Origin of the sequence: Paraburkholderia hiiakae (genome assembly GCF_904848665.1) — a bacterium.
Classification (GTDB): Bacteria; Pseudomonadota; Gammaproteobacteria; order Burkholderiales; family Burkholderiaceae; genus Paraburkholderia; species Paraburkholderia hiiakae.
The window spans coordinates 1-18503 of the sequence record NZ_CAJHCQ010000017.1 but is presented as its reverse complement, the minus strand read 5'-3'; the positions used below and the strand labels follow the sequence as shown (position 1 = coordinate 18503).

Here is an 18503-nt window from a genome sequence, read left to right as displayed (position 1 = left end):
TTGCGCTCGCATATTCTTTAGGGTGTGCGCGGCAATGTTTGTGTTCCGTTCGGGGAACGCGCCTTGCTGCGCGCAGCGCGGGCAGCCGTTTGATGCGCCGCACGGGTTGCAATGCACAACGCTCGCCACCGTCTTCGGTGAAGAGGAGGAAGGTCCAATGAGCCCGCTTCATTCCGTTGGCTGCCCGTGCTGTGGCGGCCTTTTGCAGGGTGCATTCACGCGTCGCCAGTTCCTCGCGGCAACCGCCGCGCTCGCCGCGGCGCCGGCTTTCGGCCAGACGCAAACGGTTCCGTCCATCGCTTACGAATCCATTGCCAATCCAGTGCGGCTGCCAGTGGATATGTATTTCGGGGAATGCTCCGGCGTCGCCGTGAATTCACACGGGCACATTTTCGTACTTTCGCGCGGTAATAGCACGGGGCCGGCCTATGGCGCCGCCGCCGCGCAATTGCTCGAGTTTTCGGCCGATGGACGATTCGTCAGGGAAATCGGCCACAACCTGTACGCGTGGTCGTTTGCGCACACCGTGAAGATCGATCGCCAGGACAACATCTGGGTGACGGACAAGGGTTCGGACATGATCATCAAGTTCACGCCGGACGGCCGCGTGGCGATGGTGTTCGGCCGCAAGCAGGAAGCGGCGGACGAAGAGACGGGACCGCTCAAGCATCCGAACCCGCCTTTGCCGGCCGAGCCCGGACGCTTTCGCCAGGTCACCGATGTCGCCTGGGACACCGCCGGCAACACATACATCAGCGACGGTTATATCAACTCGCGTGTGGCGAAAGTCGACAAGGACGGCAACTGGCTCAAGTCATGGGGCGATCGCGGCACTGGCCCCGGACAGTTTCATACGCCGCACAGCATCGCGGTTGATGCGCAGGACCGGATTTATGTCGCAGACCGAAGCAACCGGCGTATTCAGGTGTTCGACACGGATGGCAAGTTCCTGAAACAGTTCACGATCGACGTTCCGGTGCCAGCGGGCGCGCGGCCCGCTATCGGCAATGTGCCGGACGAGGCGACGATCGCCGCGGGTACCCTCGCACCGGGATCGCCTTGGGCGATCTGCATCTCGCCTGGTCCGGATCAGGTGCTGTACAGCTCCGACGCTTACCCTGGGCGCATCTACAAGTTGAGCCTCGATGGCGAGTTGCTCGGTGTATTGGGCGAATCGGGCAAGCAGTTGAAGCAATTCGGCTGGATCCACGAAATGGCGTGTCCCGCGAAGAACGTGCTCTTCGTCGCCGAACTGCTGAACTGGCGCGTGCAGAAACTGGTGCTTCACGCCTAGCGTGACGGCGCGCTCATGAACTCAAGCGCGCACCACCGTCACGCCTGCCGCCTCGATCGGTTCGGTCAGCTTCGCATCCGTCGAGCGCTCGACAACGATAGTCTGCGCCATGCCGATCGGACCGATGCAGTATGGCGAAGCGGCGTTGAGCTTCGCCGCCGAAGCCAAAACGACCGTCTCCGCAGCGCGCGCGGCCAGTGCGCGCTTTACGTAGGATTCCTCGAAATCTCCTGTACTGAGCCCCGCCTGCGCGTGAACGCCCGTCACGCCCATGAAGTACAGGTCCGCGTGAATGTGCGCAATCGCCTCCACGGCCGCCGCGCCCACCGTGACCACCGAGTGCTTGTACAGCTTCCCGCCGATCAGCACGACCTCGATGGTGGGATGCTCCGCGAGCGCGACCGCGACGCCGGGGCTATGCGTAACGACGGTCGCCCGCAGGTCGCGCGGCAAACACTCGACTAGAAGCGCCGAAGTCGTCCCGCCATCGACGATCGCCACCTGCCCCGGCGCGATCATGCCCGCGGCCTTTTGCGCAATGCGCCGCTTGGCCGCCACCTCCATACCGCGCCGCTCGGCAATGGGCGCCACCGCCGGCGAAGCCGGCAGCGCGCCGCCGTGCACGCGCTGCAACAGGCCTTCGGCCGCCAGTTCGCGCAGATCGCGCCGCACCGTGTCCTCGGAAACGCCGAACTTCGCGCTCAGTTCGCCGGCAAGCACCTGGCCTTCGCGCTTGAGCGCTTCGAGTATCGCTTTCTTTCGTTGATCTGTGAGCATGGGGTGGCACGAATCGATTGCACGAATTTTCTTGATTTTGCACGAAACTGCACGATACCATGAATGGCGAAGTTGACCCAAGGAGAATGAGATGACTGCAACGAAAGACCGCGTGCGAATGATCGAAACCACCGTGCTGTCCGACGACTGGTATGTGCTGCGCAAGGTGACCTTCGACTTCCTGCGCAGCAATGGCACGTGGCAACGCCAGAGCCGCGAAACCTACGATCGCGGCAATGGCGCGACCATCCTGCTGCACGACCCGCGAAGCGGCAACGTCGTGCTCACGCGGCAATTTCGCATGCCGACGTTCGTCAACGGGCACGACGGCATGATGATCGAGGCGCCGGGCGGCCTGCTCGACGACGCCGCGCCCGACGCGCGCATTCGCGCCGAAGTCGAGGAAGAAACGGGCTACCGCGTGCGCAACCTGCGCAAGGTATTCGAGGCGTACATGAGCCCGGGCTCCGTGACCGAGAAGCTTTACTTCTACCTGGGCGAATACGACCCTGCGCAGCGCCCCGGCGCGGGTGGCGGAGTCGAAGAGGAAGGCGAGGATCTGGAAGTCGTCGAAGTGCCGCTTGACGAAGCGCTAAACATGATCGAGCGCGGCGAGATCGTGGACGGCAAGACGATCATGCTCTTGCAGCATGCGGCCTTGCGTGGCCTCACGCGCTAACATAGGCGCTCTCGCCCGCTTTCTATCGACCGCCCATGTACATCGTTTCGCTGATCTATACTGCCTCGCTCGAGCGCATCGACGACGCCCTTCCCGCACATCGCGCCTACCTCGATGCGCAGTTCGAAGCGGGCAATTTCGTTGCCGCCGGCCCGAAAATGCCGCGCAACGGCGGCGTGATCATCGCTTCGCACATGCCGCGCGAGCGGCTCGATACGCTGCTCGCCGCCGATCCCTTTGCGCAGCAAGGCGTCGCCAGCTACGAAGTGACGGAATTCAAGGCTACGCGACTCGCGCCCGGCCTCAATCTGCCGCGGCCCGAAACGCCGTGAATCTGGCCGATGCGGGTTCTTCAGCTCGTTGAGCCCGCAACCGGCACCACCATGCCCGACCATACGATCTCCAGCTCCACCGCAATGGATCGTGCGAGCCCGTCGAGCCCAGGAAACAGCGACGCATTCGTAATGTTCATGCGGTAGAGCCACTTCATCGCGTCCATGCGGATACGCTCGGGCAGCACGATTTTGTGCAGCAGTTCCTCGTGGCTCTCGTAGCCTTCGAGAATCGCCTGCAACGGCTTGTCGATCACGCCCGGCACGACGAAGGTGCCCGACTGCGCGACGAGCCGGTCGTCCATCTCCGTGGGCTCGCCCGACCAGAGAATTTCGTTCGTGTTGCTAAAGAAGTAGCGTTCGAAGTTGTCGTGCGCGCGCGGGTCGATCACGTCGCGCGTGAGCGTGGGATTCGTCTTGGGCAGCGCGCGGCTGTTCCAGAGCGCAGGCGTGTTCAGCGCGTAGACGGCCGCGTCGCCGGTGGCGCGCTCCAGCGCGAAAAAGGCCGCGACGAACGGGCTCTTGGTGAAATCGAGCAGCCGCGTGGGCGCGCCGTGGTGCTGCATGAGCGCGAGGCAGCGCAAGTCGTCCTTGAGCAGGTCCGGATGCGCGAGGAAGTTGTGCGCTTTGCGGCGAAACACCCGAATGGCGCGCTCCTCGCGCTGGCGCCATTGCAGCCGGTCGCCCACGTAGTCGCGCATGTAGCGCGTGAGCGAGCTTTCGAGGTGCCACTGCGCGTTCTGCTGGCCGCGAAACGCCCAGCCGTCGAGCTGCGTGGTCAGCGCCATGAACTGCTGCCAGTCTGTGAGTACCGTGGTCTGCATCGTGGTTCCGGTAGCGTTTGTTTCTGCGTGGCGTCGAGCCCAAGAAGCGCGCGTCCCGCCGAACACGCTAGCACATCGACAATGACAACATCACGAAGCTTTCGCCACGCGCGTCATGCAAGCTCAGGCGAATGCACGCAGCATCGCGATCTGCTCGCGCCAGCGCGCCAGTACGCGCTCGGGCTCGTAGAGCCGGAACGTCACGCCGCTCAGCACCTCGGCATATTTCGCGCGATGCTCGGTGACAGACTCGATTTCCACGCGAAATACGCTCAGTTCGAGCGCCGTTTGCCGCTGCGCCACAGCGTGAGCGCGTGCGCGTATCTCGACCAGCGCGCCGTCACGCGCCAGCGAAAGCGTGAGGCGCCCTTCGCGCACGAGGTTGGCTGTGGTGCTGGACTGCGGCCAGACGGCAATGAGCAGCGTAGTGGCGTTCACGGCCAGGATCTCGCCCGCGCTCAGTTGCGCGCCGTGCGGCCAGCCGTCCTCGCTTACGGTCGAAAGGCGAACCGCATCGGCTACGCGCGCTTCGAGGTGATCGCCGTCGAATTCGCGCACGAGCGCTGCGGGCAGTTGCACGGCGGGTTTGGGCTGCGTCGCGGGCTGCATCGGCCGCGGGGCCGGTTCGTTTTGCTGCATGGGGCATTCCTTGCGGGCGTGACTTGCGTCGGGTCTCTCCAAATTGGACCGTAGCGCCGCGTCGAAGTCAAATCGCCCCGCCTTGCATTAACCGTTCAGCCCTTGGTCGCGCCGAACGTGAGCCCCGCCACGAAGTGCTTTTGCATCGCGAAGAACATCATCACCGAAGGCAGCGCCGCCAGCACCGAGCCCGCCGAAACGAGGTTCCATGCCGTCGTCCACTGCCCCTTGAGGGCCGCAACACCCACGGTGATCGGCGCGGCGTCGTCGCCCTGGGTCAGGCACAGCGCCCAGAAGTAGTCGTTCCAGACGAACGTGAACACGAGAATGGCAAGCGCAGCGAGCGCCGGGCGAATGAGCGGCAGCACGATGCGCACGAACACAGTCCATTCGTTCGCGCCCTCGATACGCGCGGCCTCGACGAGTTCGAACGGCAGTTGCTTGATGAAATTGCGCAGGAAGAGCGCGCAAAACCCGGTCTGAAACGAAAGATGAAACAGAATCAGGCCGCCCACGGTGTTGTAGAGACCGAGCTTGAGTGTGAGGTCACGCACCGGAATCATCAGCACCTGGATCGGTACGAAGTTACCCGCAACGAAGGTCGCGAACAGCGCCGAATTGCCCGGAAAGCGGTAGATAGCGAGCGCATAGCCCGCCAGCGCCGCGAGCGCGATGGCCCCCGCCACGGCGGGCAGCGTGATCTGCACGCTGTTCCAGAAGTAATGGAGCATGGGCGAAGTCGTGAGCGCGTCGCGATAGTTCTCGATCATCGCGAAGTGCTTCGGCCAGCCCCAGTAGTTGCCTTCGCTCAGTTCTTCGGTGGAACGTACCGAGGTGACCAGAACGGCAATGAGCGGCAGGAGCCAGATAACGAGCGCCACGGGCAGCGAGAGTTTGTACAGACGGCGCGACGCGGGCTTCCATTTGTCGACCGGAATCGGAAACATGTGCGGCTCCTCGTAGCGGATTCAGTGCTCGCTGCGCAGCAAGCGGCGCAGGTGATAGACGATGTAGAGCAGCATGATCGCGAACAGCACGACGGCAATCGCGGCCGAATAACCGAGCCGATAGTATTTGATTGCCTGGTCGTACATGTAGTACGCGAGCACTGTCGAGCTTTCGAACGGGCCGCCGCCCGTCATCACCGAGATGAGGTCGAAACTACGCAGCGCGCCAATGACCGTGACTACCACCGCCATGAACGTGACGGGGCGAAGTTGCGGCAGAATCACGTGCCAAAGCATGGTCCAGCCCTTCGCGCCTTCCATGCGCGCGGCCTCGATCTGCTCGCTGTTGAGCGTGGTGAGGCCGGTGAGATAGAGGATCATGCAGTACGCGGTTTGCGGCCATAGCGCCGCAAATATGATGCCGGGCGTGGCGTAGTTCGGGTCGCCGAGCACGGGAATGCCGCGGCCGAGTATGAGCGCGAGCAGGCCGAACGTGGGGTCGTAGAACCACGAGTAGATGAGGCCGACCACCACGCCCGAAAGCACGAACGGCGCGAAGAACAGCGACTTGACGATGCGGATGCCGCCCACGGCCTGGTTGAGGTACAGCGCGATCGCGAGGCCCATGGGCGGCGCGAGCAGGAACAGCACCAGCCAGATCACGTTGTTCTTGAGCGCCGTGTAGAACGTGGGCGAGTGGAACAACTCGACATAATTCGCGAGGCCCACGAAACTCGCTTCGCTCATGCCGTCCCAGTTGTAGAGCGACAGGCGAAGCGTGGAGAGAATCGGCCAGATCACGTAGACCGCGAACATGATGCACGCGGGCGCGAGAAAGAGGCACGCGGCACGGCGCTGTCGCCGCGCGGTGGGCGACGTGCGGCGGCGCGGCTGAATGCCCCGCCCGCTTGCGTGCGGCATGCCGCCGTTCTCGCCACCAGCCGGCGCGGCGCCTTCCACACGATGCGCAACGGTGTGAGTCACTGCCTGTCTCACGGCAAAAACCTCCTCCTGACGATCCAGAGTGTGTGCGGAGCACTGACTCTGGTCCCATACAAAGCTGTCGACGTGCACGAAGGGCAGGCGGCGCGAGCATGCACCGCCCGTCCCTTCTTCGAACTCCTTACTTCTTGTAGATCCGCTGACGCGTCTGCTCCAACTGCGCGAGAATCGAATCAAGCTTCGTCGGATCGGACACGAACTGCTGCATGCCCTTCATGCCTTCGTCAGCCATTTCCTTCGTCATGTCGCGATCATAGAACTGTGCAATGCCGCCCTTCGTGTTCGAAAGAATCTGGAAGCCGATCTTCGAAATCGGGTCCTCAGGCTCCGGCGACTTGCTGTTGGCCGACAGCGAACCCAGCCCCTTGGCAAGTTGCTCGCCAATTTCGGGCGTCTCCGCGAACGCGAGGAACGCACGCGCATCGGCCTTGTTCTTCGCCTTGCCCGGAATATGCAGCGATTCGACCGGACCATCTTCGGCGGTCGGCACGTTCGGGTCGATGATCGGGAACTGGAAGTAACCCATCTGCTGCTTGACCGTCGGACTGAAGCCGCCCGTAATGAAGGTGCCCATCAGCATCATCGCGGCCTTGCCCTGGAACAGGAACGGCTGCGCCGCATCCAGATCGTACGAAAGCGAATTGGGAATGAAGTCGCCGTCGTCGAGCAGTTGTTTCCACGTGACGTAGACCTTCTTCACGCGCGGATCGGTGTACGGGACTTCGCCCGCCATGAGCTTCTGGTGGAACGCGTTGCCGTTCAGGCGCAGGTCAAGATAGTCGAACCACCCAGCAAGCGTCCACGCGTCGCGGCCAGCCACGGCAATCGGCGCGATGCCGGCGGCCTTGAGCTTCTTGCAGGCATCGAGGAATTCATTCCACGTCTTCGGCTCGCTCTTGATGCCCACCTTGTCGAACAGGTCCTTGCGATAGAACATGCCCCACGAGTAGTACACCGTGGGCGCGGCGTACTGCTTGCCCTGGTACGACGAGGCCTCCTTCGTCGAGGCGTACATGCTGTCCCAGTTGTTCTTCTTCCAGTCGTCCGAAAGGTCCGCGAAAAGGCCGCGCTTCGCGTAATAGGCCATGCGCTCGCCGTCGTGCCAGTTCACGATGTCGGGCGGCGCGGTCGTGAGCCAGTTCGGCAATTGCACCTTGTAGGCTTCCTCGTCGACGAACGACACCTTCACGTCGGTGCCGGGATGCGTCTTCTTGAACTCGTCGATCACCTGTTCCCACACGGCGCGCTGGCTTGCGCCCTTGTAGGCAATGTTCATTTCGAGCGTGCCGGCCTGCGCCGCGCTTGCGAATGTGCCCGCAAGCGCGCCCGCAGCCAGCGTCGCCGCAACGAGCAGGGTGCGTGGTCTGAAGGTCTTGCCGATCATGCGTGTCTCCTTGGTTATACGTCGTTGTCGGTGCTGCATCGGAAGGAACTGCGCAATGCGTCTGTTACGAACGGTAGGCGCTCACGCCCTGCGGTTCTATCGTACGCGAGCCGATCACGATTGCCTCGTCGGGAATATCCGCAGAAAGCGTGTGAGTGCCCGGCCCATAGTTGAATACCCAGGTGAAGCCGCCACGCCGGCTCACGCGTATCGCGTCGCCAAGCGGCTGCGGCGCGAGGCCCGCTTCGCGCGCCACGCGCGCAAAGAGCGCCTGCGTGCTCGCCTCGTCGAACAGGCTGGCAAGGTAGTGAACCGCGCCGCTCTTCACATAAGCGGGATGACCATCGCTGAACGTCGCGCGCACTTCCGGCACGGCCCATTCGTTTTCGCCGGCGATCGCCACGACGGCCCCTAGTTCGATCAGATCGCGCCAGTGGCGCGCGTGGCCTTCGTGCGCGCCGTCGATGTCGAAGCGCACCGGCTCGCTGATGTTGGGCCGCAACGACTCCACGCGCCACACGCGCAGCGGCAGCAGCGCCGCGAGCGGCCCCGGCGGCAGATTGGCGGGAATCTGCAGATCGACCGTTTTCGAGCCGGTGCGCGGCCCGATCACCACTTGCGCGCCCGAATTGACGAGGCCCTGCGCAAAGTCGTCGGGAACGATGGGCAGCGGCGGCACGACCACGAGACGGTAACCGTCGAGCGGCGCGTGCACCGAGACGATATCCACGTCGAAGCCGAGCGCGCGCAGCGCCGAGTAGTACTCCACAGCGAAGCGTGGATAGTGGAAATCCGCGCCCTGCGGATGAATCTCGAAGAGCCACTTCGCCTCGTAGTCGAGCACGAGCGCAACGGGCGTCTTCACGTCGAAGTCGCGGCCGTCCTTTGCCTTTGCCAGCACCGCCTCGATTTCCTCGGCCACGCGCGCCGCCTCCGCACTGCCGAGGTCGGGGCGGTTGTCGGGCGTATTCAGGCCCGCGTGCATCTGCTCCTGCGCGAACGGCGCCTGACGCCAGCGGAAATACGACACACAGCCCGCGCCATGCGCGAACGCTTCCCAACTCCAGAGGCGCACCATGCCGGGTAGCGGCGCGGGGTTCCACTGCGCCCAGTTCACGGGGCCCGGCTGCTGCTCCATGACCCAGAACGGCAGCTTCGACATGCCGCGATACACGTCGTGATTGAACGAGGCGAAGTCCGGGTGACCCGTGCGCAGATAGCGCGCCTTGACCTCCGGCGCGAACCACTGCTGGTCGAGCGCGCCGAGCGGATAGCTGTCCCACGTCGCGACGTCGAGATCGGCGGCGACCTTGTAGTGATCGAACTCCATGAAGAGCTGCATGAAGTTGTGCGCGATGGGCCGTCCCGGCGAATGCGCGCGCAGGATATCGACCTGCATGCGGTTGTAGCGCTGCACCTCATCGGAGGCGAAGCGCTGATAGTCGAGCCGGTGCGACGGATGCGCCTCGGTCACGGTGCCGACGGGCGCGTCGATTTCGTCGAAGCTGCGGTACTCCATGCTCCAGAACACGGTGCCCCAGGCGGTATTGAGCGCGTCGATACTGCCGTAGCGCGCCTTGAGCCATCCGCGAAAACGCTGCACCGCCGCAGGCGAGTAGCTGACCACCGTTTGATGGCAACCGTACTCGTTATCGGTTTGCCAGTAGGCGACGGCGGGATGCTGGCCATAACGCACCGCGACCGCCTCGCAGATGCGCCGCGAAGCCTCGAAATACGCCGCCGACGAAAAATCGTAGTGCCGCCGCGAACCGAACCCGCGCACGCGCCCATCGGCGCCCACGGGCAGGATGTCCGGATGCTGGTCGATCAGCCACTTGGGCGGCGTGGCCGTGGGCGTGCACATCACCACCTGCAGGCCGGCGGCGCCCAGCGTGTCGATGGCGCGATCGAGCCAGCCCCAGTCGAATTCACCGGGCGTGGGCTCGATGCGGCTCCATGCGAACTCGGCGATACGCACCTGCGCGATACCCAGCGCCTTCATGCGCGCGGCGTCGTCTTTCCACATGGCCTCCGGCCAGTGCTCCGGGTAATAGCAGACTCCAAGACGCATCCCTGTGTCCTCGTTTGTTGTTGTCATGCAGGTTGATCGGCGATGGCGAGCGGCGTGACGGTGAAGCCGTCCTCCGCAAACAGATGGCAGGCGCTGGCGCTCGCACGGAACCGCGCGGAGTCGCCGCTACCCAGCCGTGAGTCGCCGGGCGCCTTGGCCACGAGCACCGCCCCGCCCGGCTGATCGAAGTGCACATAGCTGTGCTCGCCAAGTTCCTCGACTAGCGTGATGGCACGTGCAATCGTCAAGGTATCCTGAGCATTGCCCGGCGTGCGCGGCGCAACACCTTCCACCACCAGTTCGAGATGCTCGGGCCGTACGCCGAACGTAACAGGTGCGCCTACGGCGAGCCGCGCGCCCTGCACGGGCAGCCGCACCGTTTCGCCGCTTTCGTCGAGCGTGATGCTCACGCCATTCGCCTCGATGGCCACCACGCGCGCCGGCAGAAAGTTCATGCGCGGCGAACCGATGAAGCCCGCCACGAAGCGGCTCGCGGGCCGGTGATAAAGCTCGAGCGGCGCGCCCACCTGGGCGATGCTGCCGTATCGTTCGGTATCCTTACCGCTATGCAGAAGGACGATTTTGTCGGCGAGCGTCATCGCCTCGATCTGGTCGTGCGTCACGTACACCACGCTCGCCTGCTCGAACTGCCGATGCAGGCGAGCAATCTCGATACGCGTCTGACCGCGCAAGGTTGCGTCGAGATTGGAAAGCGGCTCGTCAAAGAGGAACACGCCGGGCTCGCGTACGATCGCGCGGCCAATCGCCACGCGCTGTCGCTGCCCGCCCGAAAGCGCCTTGGGGTGGCGCTCGAGCAACGCCTCGAGCTGAAGAATGCGCGCGGCTTCGCGCACCTTGCGATCGATCTCGGCCTTCGGCGTTTTCGCAAGCTTCAGGCCAAACGCCATGTTCTCGTACACGGTCATGTGCGGGAACAGCGCGTAGCTCTGGAACACCATGGCCACGCCGCGCTGCGCGGCGGGCACGTCGTTCACGAGCTTGCCATCGATCGAAATATCGCCGTCGGTCAAGTCCTCCAGGCCCGCGATCATGCGCAACAGCGTGGACTTGCCGCAGCCCGAAGGGCCGAGAAATACACAGAACTCGTTCCTGCCGATCTCCAGATCGACGTTGCGAATCACCGGCGCATTCTCGCCATATGCCTTCTGAACGCCGCGTAACGAAATGCTCGCCATCGTCCCGTCTCCATGTTCTAATCGGCACGACACGGAGATTAAGCGCTTAATCAGCAGCCCATAAAAAAGTGACCGCTTACGCGATCTGGGCTGCCTTGTCTCCGATATTCGTTTGATTGTCGGGCCAATGTTGCAGCGCTCGTCACAATCATGCAAATGTTGAATCGCCTTCCCATATTTTGAGATTGCATGCCGACCCTGAACGAAGTCGCGCGCCACGCGGGCGTCACGCCGGCCACCGTCTCGAACGTATTGCGCGAGCGCGGGCGGGTGGGCGAAGCCACGCGCCAACGTGTGCTCGAAGCGATCGAGGCGCTCGGTTATCGCCCGCATTTGTCGGCGCGCGCGCTCGCCGAAGGGCGGCCGCCGACCATCGCGCTCATGGTGTCGAGCATCGCGAACCCGTTCTACCCGGAGTTCGCGCTTGCCGTGGAGAATGCGCTGCGGCGCAGCGGACGCTTCCTGATCATCTGCAATACGGACGGCGATCCGCAAACGGGCCGCGCCTACCTCGAACAGATTGCGGGCACGCTCTCGGCGGGCGTGCTCGTGATGAATGCCAATCTCGACTTTGCTGACCTGCGCGCCACCGTGCGGCGCGGCGCGCCGGTCGTGCTGTGCATGTGGGAGCGGCCGCTCGATCCGCCCGGGCTGCCGTGCGTGGCCGTGGATTTTCGGCGCGCGGGAGAGCTTGCCGCGCAACATCTGCTGACGCTCGGGCATCGGCGTGTGGGCGCGATCGTCGGCAGCAAGGTTTCCGGCATACACGCGGCGCGCTATGACGGCTTCGTCGCGGCCATGCAGGCGGCCGGGCTCGACGGTGCAGGCGCGCCCGTGCGTTATGCGCCCGATACGACGCAAGGCGGCTACGCGGCCACGAGCGAGTTGCTGGCGCGGCATCCCGACCTCACCGCAATCTTCGCGACCAACGACCTGCCCGCGCTCGGCGCGATGCAGGCCGCCGCCGATCTCGGGCTTCACGTGCCGCGCGAGCTCTCCGTGGTTGGGATCACCGATATTCAGCTTGCGCGCGAGTCGCGGCCCGCGCTCACGACCGTTGCGGTCGCAACGATCGAGGCGGCGGAGCTGGCTGTTGAGTTGCTGACGGAGTTGGTCGAAGCGCCGGATTCGGCGACCGGCGCGGCTGCACGTGTGTGTGTGGTCTCGGCGCCGCGGCTTGTCGTACGGGCTTCGACGGCGGGGCCGCGAGGGAAACGATAGCGAAAGAATTCGCATAACAAACCCGGCCCAGCGCAAAGAACCTGTAAGCAAACCTTAAAGGTTCCGTTAGAACCATCCGTTAAACACGATGGCGCTGCACCTGTGCACCTTCACGAAAAAAACAATCGAAGACGGCTGGAAGACATGACCTTACCCCTGCCAGTGGGTCGATGCTGCGCCAGACCGAGCCCCGGAATGATGTGGGAATCAATCCGGTGGAATCCAGTCCCAATCATCAGTGTCGCCAACCCGGCTAACATTCGCCCCTGCAGGCACTACCCGGCCATGCCATTGGCGCGGGGCGGATAGCCAGCACGAACGCAACTTCGGACCATCTTGCGTCAAGCCCATGTCTATTCCGAAACCTCCGACAGCACAACTCCAACCGTCAATGACCTGATCGCCGTCCAAATCGACATCGATTGCAGTGGAACCTTCATCAAACTTGAGTCCAGTTATACGGACGTCCCCCCACGAAACAGGTTGTGGGCTATGGATTTCGCGTAGCGCTCGTCGCGTATGCCGACCGGACAATACATGTTGGTCGAACACGCTGCCCGTCTGGTCATACCAGACAGTGCTGCCTGCCGGGAAAGTTGCGCCCGCGACTTTTAGCGGACCCTGCGTGGTTTCTTTCACCTGGACGGTCTGTTCGTCAAACACTTCCTCCCTGAGCAATATCATTCCGCCCCACAGTACAGGCGAGAAGAAGAACAGGGTCGTCACAACGATTCTGAGGACCACCTTCAGGCGGTGAGAAAGCAGGAAAACCCCCAGCGTCAACCCGGACCAGATTGCCAAGGCAATCCAAAAAGCAGTCAAGGCGAGTCCACCGAGGCTACCAACGTCGGCTCGACCGGTCAGCGGGTACAGTATTGGAGCAAGCGACGCAGCTTTCGTGATCTTCTTTGCCTCTCGCATCACACCAACCTTTCGTAGGACACAAGGGTCCACGTTTCCTCCCGCGTATGCCGGGGCCTACCCAGCAGCGCATCCACGAACGGTATCCCCCTGCTCCCCAGAAAGGAAAGATGGGGCATGACCTCACCCTTGCGGACGTAGCAGGTTGCTTCGGGTGTGGCTAACGCAATCCAGGGAATGGACCATGTGCCATCCTGCGGGCAAACCTCGCCCGTGCGCACTTCAGTGCCCAGCGGCACACGGTCATCTTTCGCGCTTTTGGCGGGCGCGAGCGGCAAACCCGTCGCGGGATCGAGGTTCTTCTCGCGCGCCAGTTTCGCAATGAGCGATTCGGCGGGCTTCGGCGGCGGCGTGACAGCGTCCTGCTCCTTCTGCCACTGGAACGAGCCGTCCCAGGGCGGCAGCTTCGCGGGCGGCAGCGGCACGATCAGGTCGATGTCCGGGACCTTGGGACTGAGGCCGTCGTTATTGTCGATAAACTCCCCGATGAGTTTGTAGCGGCGTGAACGTTCAGCATCTATAGCGAGTCCGAGGTAGTAGAGTTCGTCAGTAGGTGGAGCATCAAACCCGTGCTGTAACGCGAACGCCGATTGCGTATCACCCGCTTCCACGCCCTTCTGAAATGCCGCCACCGCTTCCGGATACAGCTTTTTACTTATTGCATCAAAGCCCAATGTATTCGCCGCTTCGCCATAACGTTGATCTGCTGCACACTCACGCATCTGCTTCGCGACCGCTGGGGCCTTGTCGAGTGGTGCCAAAAAATTACTTACGTATAGCTGTGCATCAGGACTACCGAGGTCTGCGGCCTTGCGGAAATATTGCAGCGCTTTCTCCTGGTCCTGCTTTACGCCATACCCGAGTTCGAGGTAATGCCCCATGTCGTAATAGCCAGCAGGAATACCTGCGGCAATCAACTGTTCCGCGAGATCAAGGGTTTCGTTCGGCGCAGCGGGCGACGACGCGAGTCCAGTCGAAACCAGTTGCTGAAGGTTATTGTTGGCCTTGTAGTGCCCCTGTGCCGCCGCAATCCGGTAATAGCGCGCCACGAGAGCATAGTCCTTGGGGCCGTCCTTCTTCTCCAGGTAGCGACCGTATTTGAAGAGTTCGTCGGCCTGCGGGTTGAGGCGCGGCAGATGATCGGCCTCGTGGGTGCAGGTGAAGGCAAGATTGGCGCGGACGGCGCTCCAGTCGGCTTGGGAAGGCACTGCGTTCTCCTTGTTCGAACAGGCACCTGCGAGCAGTGCAAACGCCACGATGAGGTTGGTACGGGACATGGCTCAGTCGTCCGTACTGCGTTTGGCAGACGTGTATGAAAAACCGATGAGTGAGGCGACGGGGGATTGTCCGTTAATTTTGTTAGCAGCATTCAGCTTGAGGATGGATGTCCACGCTTTGAAAGCCTCTACTGGCCTGTCCGAAGCACCATCCTTAAATCCCCCGGTATGCAGGCTCCACAACCGCCTGCGCAATGGCTGCGTAACAGCCATGTTCTCGTGACAGATATTCAACTCACTATCCACCGCCATACTGCGCAGATTGATGTTCGCGGAACCCAAAGTCATGAACACATCATCAACGATCATCAGCTTGGCATGCACATACACGTAGTCCCACTTATCAGGCGGCGAATCGGGCGCGACCAGCGTACAAACCCGCACCTTGAGCCCCGGAATTTCGACAGGCAGGATCGGTGTTTTCTTCTCGTCGTTGTTGTCCTGAATCTGCTGCTGAAGCGAAGCCACCTTTGCCTGGGTTTCTTGCTGATATTGCATGGCGCTGGCTTTGGCTTCCGGACTGTATGCGTTACTCACCTGTAAATTGGCTGCCGTTGCGTCCCGCTGTGCCGCCGTCAGTTGAGCCCGCAAGTCATCATTCTCTTCGAGTCGTGCAATCGTCGGGATGCTGTCTGCCTTGCCAAGCGCCTTTAGCATGTTGTACGTATTGACGGTCCCCGGACCGATGCCCTCGTCATTCGAATTGGTCACGACGAACAGATAGATCGATCCGTGCCTGGCCGGATCACGCCCAGCGCTGACCTGTGCGGCTGCCGCCTGCTTGATTTTCTCGGCCAGTTCGGGCCAGCGGAAATACTGGTTCTCGATATAGATGAACTTCGTGGCGTTGTTCACCGCCTGGAGGTACAGCCTTGCAATGTCGCGTTTGCCATGTTGCGACTGTGTACGAAGAACCTGTGCCATCACTGGCGTGTCAAAGTCACGACGCAAGGTCAACTGACATTCAACGGCGGCGCGTGACCGCGTGAGATTCTGGCCCGTTGCCTCATCCCACGCCTGACAGAAGTTTTCATTGAGATACGCGAGCACGGGGCCACTGACCCGGCTGGACATATCCTGTCGGGGATGAAGTCCGTTGCGCCCCATCTGGGCATGCATGCGGACATAGCTGTGATCGTCCTTATCCCAGTAGGTATCGAGCATGTTGTGGCCCATCACGAAGCCCACCGCGCGCTCGGGGATTTCATAGTCGACCAGCACCATCTTTTGATGATGGGTCGGAAAGACCTTCATGGCTGCGCGGCCAACGGTCCCGACGGCCTTCCCCTGACGAACGGCTTCGTTATGAAGCTTTATCCGATGGTCAATTTCATCCCGGTTGTCAAAGCTGAAGTCACGCGTAGCAAACTCGACATTCCGGAATACGTCCTTCCGGCTCGTAAAATCGACAGCCCTGTCGGTCACCGATCGATACCTTGCCTGAGTCACGTTGTTCAGATTTGCGCGTCGATACCATTCGATGTCGAATTCCCGTTCCCAGCCGGCCTGGTAGTCCTTAGAGATGAAACTCGACACCTTGGGCAATGAAACGAACCAGTCCGGCAATAGGGGTTTGATAGACGTGGCAAGGTTGTTACCCGGTGCTTCGTTCTCGCTCAACTCCGCGAGATGCAAGTCATCCTGCCAGCAGAGCAACCGAACCTTGATGCCATCTGCCCCAAGCTGCGCAAGGAGTTGCCCAATCGGAGCCGATGCGCTGCCACTACCCCGCTTGAAATACATCGACGGCTGAAAGCCCCAGCAGATGATATCGACCGAGCTTTTTGCGTTGAGCATGGCGTTATAAATCGTCCCAAATGCCTCCTCACCGTTTACGAGAGGCTTGAACGTCGCTTGAGCCGGGTTGTACTCGGTCTGTTGAACGAACCATGGCAGCGTGATCGTTGCGCTGCGGTTGCACGACAGAGCGATCGGTACGGTAATGGATTGCTGTTGTGCCATGGTCAGACGTCCGTATCAGGATTAAGAAGTTCGTTGTAGCTGCCCCGATGTTCGGCGCGATCCGTTGAGCCGGAACGCTCGCCAGGCGACCCTTCGTGAAACTGGAGACCAATGTTGGCGAGTGCGCCGTTACCCGCCTTGCCCCGGTACTGTCCAGCAACGGGGATCGTGTAGCTCGTGCCGTTGGCAAGCTTCAGCGTGTACCGCTTCGTCGTGGGGTGATGATCGATCTGGAGCAGCCCGGTTTCATCGAATACGCCCTGTTTGACCAAGGTGCCGCCCGCAAACAGGCTGTAAGGCATGTTCTCCGGAATCGCCGCGCGTGAAGCGGGCGAGGCTCCTGTGTAGAACGTAAGCGGCACGGTCGGCAGGCCGGAGAGCGCCGGATGATTCAGGTCCAGCGGCATGCTCAGAGTCGCCTTGCCCTGCTTCTGGATGGTGATGACCTTCAGGAACAAGTCGTTGGGACCGCCGAGCGTAATGCTGCCGTCCTTCATCTGGATGAATGCGCCGCCCGACTCGAGCATGAGTTCGGTCTTCGCGACAATGCGCGCCACGCCATTGACGCTCGCCACCGTCAGGTCCTTGTCCGAAGCGAACGACATGGGGCCGCCCTGAGCCTGAATTTCAACCGGTCCCTTCGCCGCAAAAATCTTCACGCCGAGCTTCTGCGCGAACAGCGATATCTTCTCGCCCGCTGCGACCGTGAAGCGTTTCAGCACGCTCCAGTCAGCGTTCTTCCCGGCCACCGTGCTGATGTCGCCCTGCGCCGCGAACTGGATGCCCTGGCCCGCCACGATCCCCGCCGAGGCGGGCGTGCCCATCAGCAGCCCCGGCTTCTTCAGACCGTCGAAATCCTCCTTCATCTGCTGCTGCGCGTCGGTGTCAGCAGGCTCGGCCTTCGCGCTGCTGGCGGACGCGGCCAGCGCCTTCGCGGTCGCCAGCGCGCTCTCAAGCTGCGCGATGATTTCCTGCATGTCGAGCTGCTTGCCCGTGGCAGCGGGCCGGTCGTAAGCCGTCAGAAGCAGGCCCTTGCCTGCGCGGTTGACGCCCCAGCCCGATGTCCGGACCTCATAGCCCTCACCGCGGTATTCGAGCTTCTGGTTGACGAGGTATCCGAGATTGAGCTGCGACTTGCCCGAGTGCTCGGTACTGAGCTTGATCCCCTCCTGGCCCGCCCAATCCTCCATGCGCAGCTTGTTGTTCGACTGCGTTCGGATCACGTTGCGCGAGAGCCAGCGCCGGTCGTTCGTGATGAGGTCGCGCGCCTGGCTGTGGTGATGGAAACCGACGATTTCCGGCTTGTCCGGGTCGCCATCCCGAAATGAGATCACGGCCTCGTCATTGTCCAGCGCGACGAAGTGCATACCGGTTTGCAGCTTGCCGGCAAAGGGCTTCGCGAGGCGCAGCGGCACGCTCTCGCCGCCTTTGGGCCAGGTGCCGAAGTCGGCGTCCAGACGAACGACGTAGTAGCCGACGGAATTGAGATAGCCGTAAGAATATTTGTCCGGGCTGCAAATTCGTGCTGAGAGCGTACCGGAGATGCGAGCCCATTTTTCCGGTTTGAGCTGGAGCCGGAAACGCCGGTCGGCTGGAATGGCCCTGAAGCGGTTCGTATAGCGCTGGTCGCGCGCACCGCTGTGCCTGACCTCGATCACAACCTGGCCTTTGGGCGCGTCGGGCAGGACAATATCTGTCTCCAGCACGCTTGCGCACTGCAATGCCAGTACGTTGCTCTCGCCCTCGTAGATGACCTGCCGCGCGATGGCCGCCTCGTGACGCAACTGCGCTTCCCACTTCGCCCCGGCCCGGTCGAGGTGGTGGGTGCCGTAGACATAGGGCTGGCCATACGTGGTCGGGTCCTGGGGCGCGACATTGGCGCTGTCCTTGAATCGCTCCCAGGCGCTTTCCGGGTTGTAGTCTGCAACCGTGTACGACTGCGGCACCGTTTCCGCGTGAGTCTTCAGTGCCGTGACC

The 18503-nt window shown here is 62.3% G+C and carries 16 protein-coding genes; 4 read left to right on the top strand and 12 right to left on the bottom strand.

The window, feature by feature from the left end:
• The first annotated feature begins 157 nt into the window (after window positions 1–157).
• The gene (locus JMY28_RS27315) at window positions 158–1294 is read left to right on the top strand and encodes a peptidyl-alpha-hydroxyglycine alpha-amidating lyase family protein (protein ID WP_201699023.1); all 1137 of its coding nucleotides are present in this window, start codon (window positions 158–160) and stop codon (window positions 1292–1294) included.
• Between the two features lie 21 nt (window positions 1295–1315).
• Here JMY28_RS27315 and JMY28_RS27310 read toward each other — a convergent pair whose 3' ends face one another.
• Window positions 1316–2071 (bottom strand): DeoR/GlpR family DNA-binding transcription regulator, encoded by a 756-nt coding sequence (locus tag JMY28_RS27310; protein WP_201699022.1) that lies wholly within the window; start codon window positions 2069–2071, stop codon window positions 1316–1318.
• 91 nt (window positions 2072–2162) lie between these two features.
• On the opposite strand from JMY28_RS27310, the gene JMY28_RS27305 reads away from it, so the two are divergent.
• Window positions 2163–2750, top strand: coding sequence for an NUDIX domain-containing protein (locus JMY28_RS27305; RefSeq protein WP_201699021.1), 588 nt, complete (start codon window positions 2163–2165; stop codon window positions 2748–2750).
• Between the two features lie 35 nt (window positions 2751–2785).
• Entirely contained in the window at window positions 2786–3082 is a 297-nt protein-coding gene (locus JMY28_RS27300) for a YciI family protein (RefSeq protein WP_201699020.1), read from the top strand.
• 20 nt (window positions 3083–3102) lie between these two features.
• Here JMY28_RS27300 and JMY28_RS27295 read toward each other — a convergent pair whose 3' ends face one another.
• The 7 genes from JMY28_RS27295 to JMY28_RS27265 all read right to left on the bottom strand — a co-directional run bounded on the left by JMY28_RS27295 (window position 3103) and on the right by JMY28_RS27265 (window position 11145).
• Entirely contained in the window at window positions 3103–3906 is an 804-nt protein-coding gene (locus JMY28_RS27295) for an FRG domain-containing protein (protein WP_201699019.1), read from the bottom strand.
• 123 nt (window positions 3907–4029) lie between these two features.
• The gene (locus JMY28_RS27290; protein ID WP_201699018.1) at window positions 4030–4545 is read right to left on the bottom strand and encodes a pyridoxamine 5'-phosphate oxidase family protein; all 516 of its coding nucleotides are present in this window, start codon (window positions 4543–4545) and stop codon (window positions 4030–4032) included.
• A gap of 95 nt (window positions 4546–4640) precedes the next feature.
• Window positions 4641–5492 carry a carbohydrate ABC transporter permease gene (locus JMY28_RS27285; RefSeq protein WP_028202354.1) on the bottom strand — a complete coding sequence of 284 codons (852 nt, stop codon included), beginning with the start codon at window positions 5490–5492 and terminating at the stop codon, window positions 4641–4643.
• A gap of 21 nt (window positions 5493–5513) precedes the next feature.
• Window positions 5514–6488: a carbohydrate ABC transporter permease gene (locus JMY28_RS27280; protein ID WP_407945546.1), complete on the bottom strand. Its 975-nt coding sequence runs from the start codon at window positions 6486–6488 to the stop codon at window positions 5514–5516.
• 127 nt (window positions 6489–6615) lie between these two features.
• A complete protein-coding gene (locus tag JMY28_RS27275) occupies window positions 6616–7878 on the bottom strand; it encodes an ABC transporter substrate-binding protein (RefSeq protein WP_201699017.1) in 1263 nt (420 codons plus the stop codon).
• Between the two features lie 64 nt (window positions 7879–7942).
• A complete protein-coding gene (locus JMY28_RS27270; RefSeq protein WP_201699016.1) occupies window positions 7943–9949 on the bottom strand; it encodes a beta-galactosidase in 2007 nt (668 codons plus the stop codon).
• A 23-nt stretch (window positions 9950–9972) separates the two neighbouring features.
• On the bottom strand, window positions 9973–11145 hold the full coding sequence (locus JMY28_RS27265; RefSeq protein WP_201699015.1) for an ABC transporter ATP-binding protein: 1173 nt from the start codon (window positions 11143–11145) through the stop codon (window positions 9973–9975).
• 189 nt (window positions 11146–11334) lie between these two features.
• Here JMY28_RS27265 and JMY28_RS27260 point away from each other — a divergent pair, with 189 nt between their 5' ends.
• Window positions 11335–12366, top strand: coding sequence for a LacI family DNA-binding transcriptional regulator (locus JMY28_RS27260; RefSeq protein ID WP_201699014.1), 1032 nt, complete (start codon window positions 11335–11337; stop codon window positions 12364–12366).
• A gap of 207 nt (window positions 12367–12573) precedes the next feature.
• Here the strand turns inward: JMY28_RS27260 and JMY28_RS27255 are convergent, their stop codons facing one another.
• From JMY28_RS27255 to JMY28_RS27240, 4 genes are all read right to left on the bottom strand, one after another.
• On the bottom strand, window positions 12574–13287 hold the full coding sequence (locus tag JMY28_RS27255; protein WP_201699013.1) for a hypothetical protein: 714 nt from the start codon (window positions 13285–13287) through the stop codon (window positions 12574–12576).
• A complete protein-coding gene (locus JMY28_RS27250) occupies window positions 13287–14564 on the bottom strand; it encodes an SEL1-like repeat protein (RefSeq protein WP_201699012.1) in 1278 nt (425 codons plus the stop codon). Before JMY28_RS27250 ends, JMY28_RS27255 begins: the two co-directional genes overlap by 1 nt.
• A gap of 3 nt (window positions 14565–14567) precedes the next feature.
• The gene (locus JMY28_RS27245; RefSeq protein ID WP_201699011.1) at window positions 14568–16526 is read right to left on the bottom strand and encodes a phospholipase D-like domain-containing protein; all 1959 of its coding nucleotides are present in this window, start codon (window positions 16524–16526) and stop codon (window positions 14568–14570) included.
• A gap of 2 nt (window positions 16527–16528) precedes the next feature.
• Window positions 16529–18503: DUF2345 domain-containing protein (locus JMY28_RS27240; RefSeq protein WP_201699010.1), on the bottom strand; the 1975-nt coding region annotated here is incomplete at its 5' end.

Excerpts from the sequence above, each read along its gene's own strand:
- JMY28_RS27315 (WP_201699023.1), top strand. The coding sequence starts at position 158 with ATGAGCCCGCTTCATTCCGTTGGCTGCCCGTGCTGTGGCGGCCTTTTG.
- JMY28_RS27310 (WP_201699022.1), bottom strand. The coding sequence starts at position 2,071 with ATGCTCACAGATCAACGAAAGAAAGCGATACTCGAAGCGCTCAAGCGC.
- JMY28_RS27305 (WP_201699021.1), top strand. The coding sequence starts at position 2,163 with ATGACTGCAACGAAAGACCGCGTGCGAATGATCGAAACCACCGTGCTG.
- JMY28_RS27300 (WP_201699020.1), top strand. The coding sequence starts at position 2,786 with ATGTACATCGTTTCGCTGATCTATACTGCCTCGCTCGAGCGCATCGAC.
- JMY28_RS27295 (WP_201699019.1), bottom strand. The coding sequence starts at position 3,906 with ATGCAGACCACGGTACTCACAGACTGGCAGCAGTTCATGGCGCTGACC.
- JMY28_RS27290 (WP_201699018.1), bottom strand. The coding sequence starts at position 4,545 with ATGCAGCAAAACGAACCGGCCCCGCGGCCGATGCAGCCCGCGACGCAG.
- JMY28_RS27285 (WP_028202354.1), bottom strand. The coding sequence starts at position 5,492 with ATGTTTCCGATTCCGGTCGACAAATGGAAGCCCGCGTCGCGCCGTCTG.
- JMY28_RS27275 (WP_201699017.1), bottom strand. The coding sequence starts at position 7,878 with ATGATCGGCAAGACCTTCAGACCACGCACCCTGCTCGTTGCGGCGACG.
- JMY28_RS27270 (WP_201699016.1), bottom strand. The coding sequence starts at position 9,949 with ATGCGTCTTGGAGTCTGCTATTACCCGGAGCACTGGCCGGAGGCCATG.
- JMY28_RS27265 (WP_201699015.1), bottom strand. The coding sequence starts at position 11,145 with ATGGCGAGCATTTCGTTACGCGGCGTTCAGAAGGCATATGGCGAGAAT.
- JMY28_RS27260 (WP_201699014.1), top strand. The coding sequence starts at position 11,335 with ATGCCGACCCTGAACGAAGTCGCGCGCCACGCGGGCGTCACGCCGGCC.
- JMY28_RS27255 (WP_201699013.1), bottom strand. The coding sequence starts at position 13,287 with ATGCGAGAGGCAAAGAAGATCACGAAAGCTGCGTCGCTTGCTCCAATA.
- JMY28_RS27250 (WP_201699012.1), bottom strand. The coding sequence starts at position 14,564 with ATGTCCCGTACCAACCTCATCGTGGCGTTTGCACTGCTCGCAGGTGCC.
- JMY28_RS27245 (WP_201699011.1), bottom strand. The coding sequence starts at position 16,526 with ATGGCACAACAGCAATCCATTACCGTACCGATCGCTCTGTCGTGCAAC.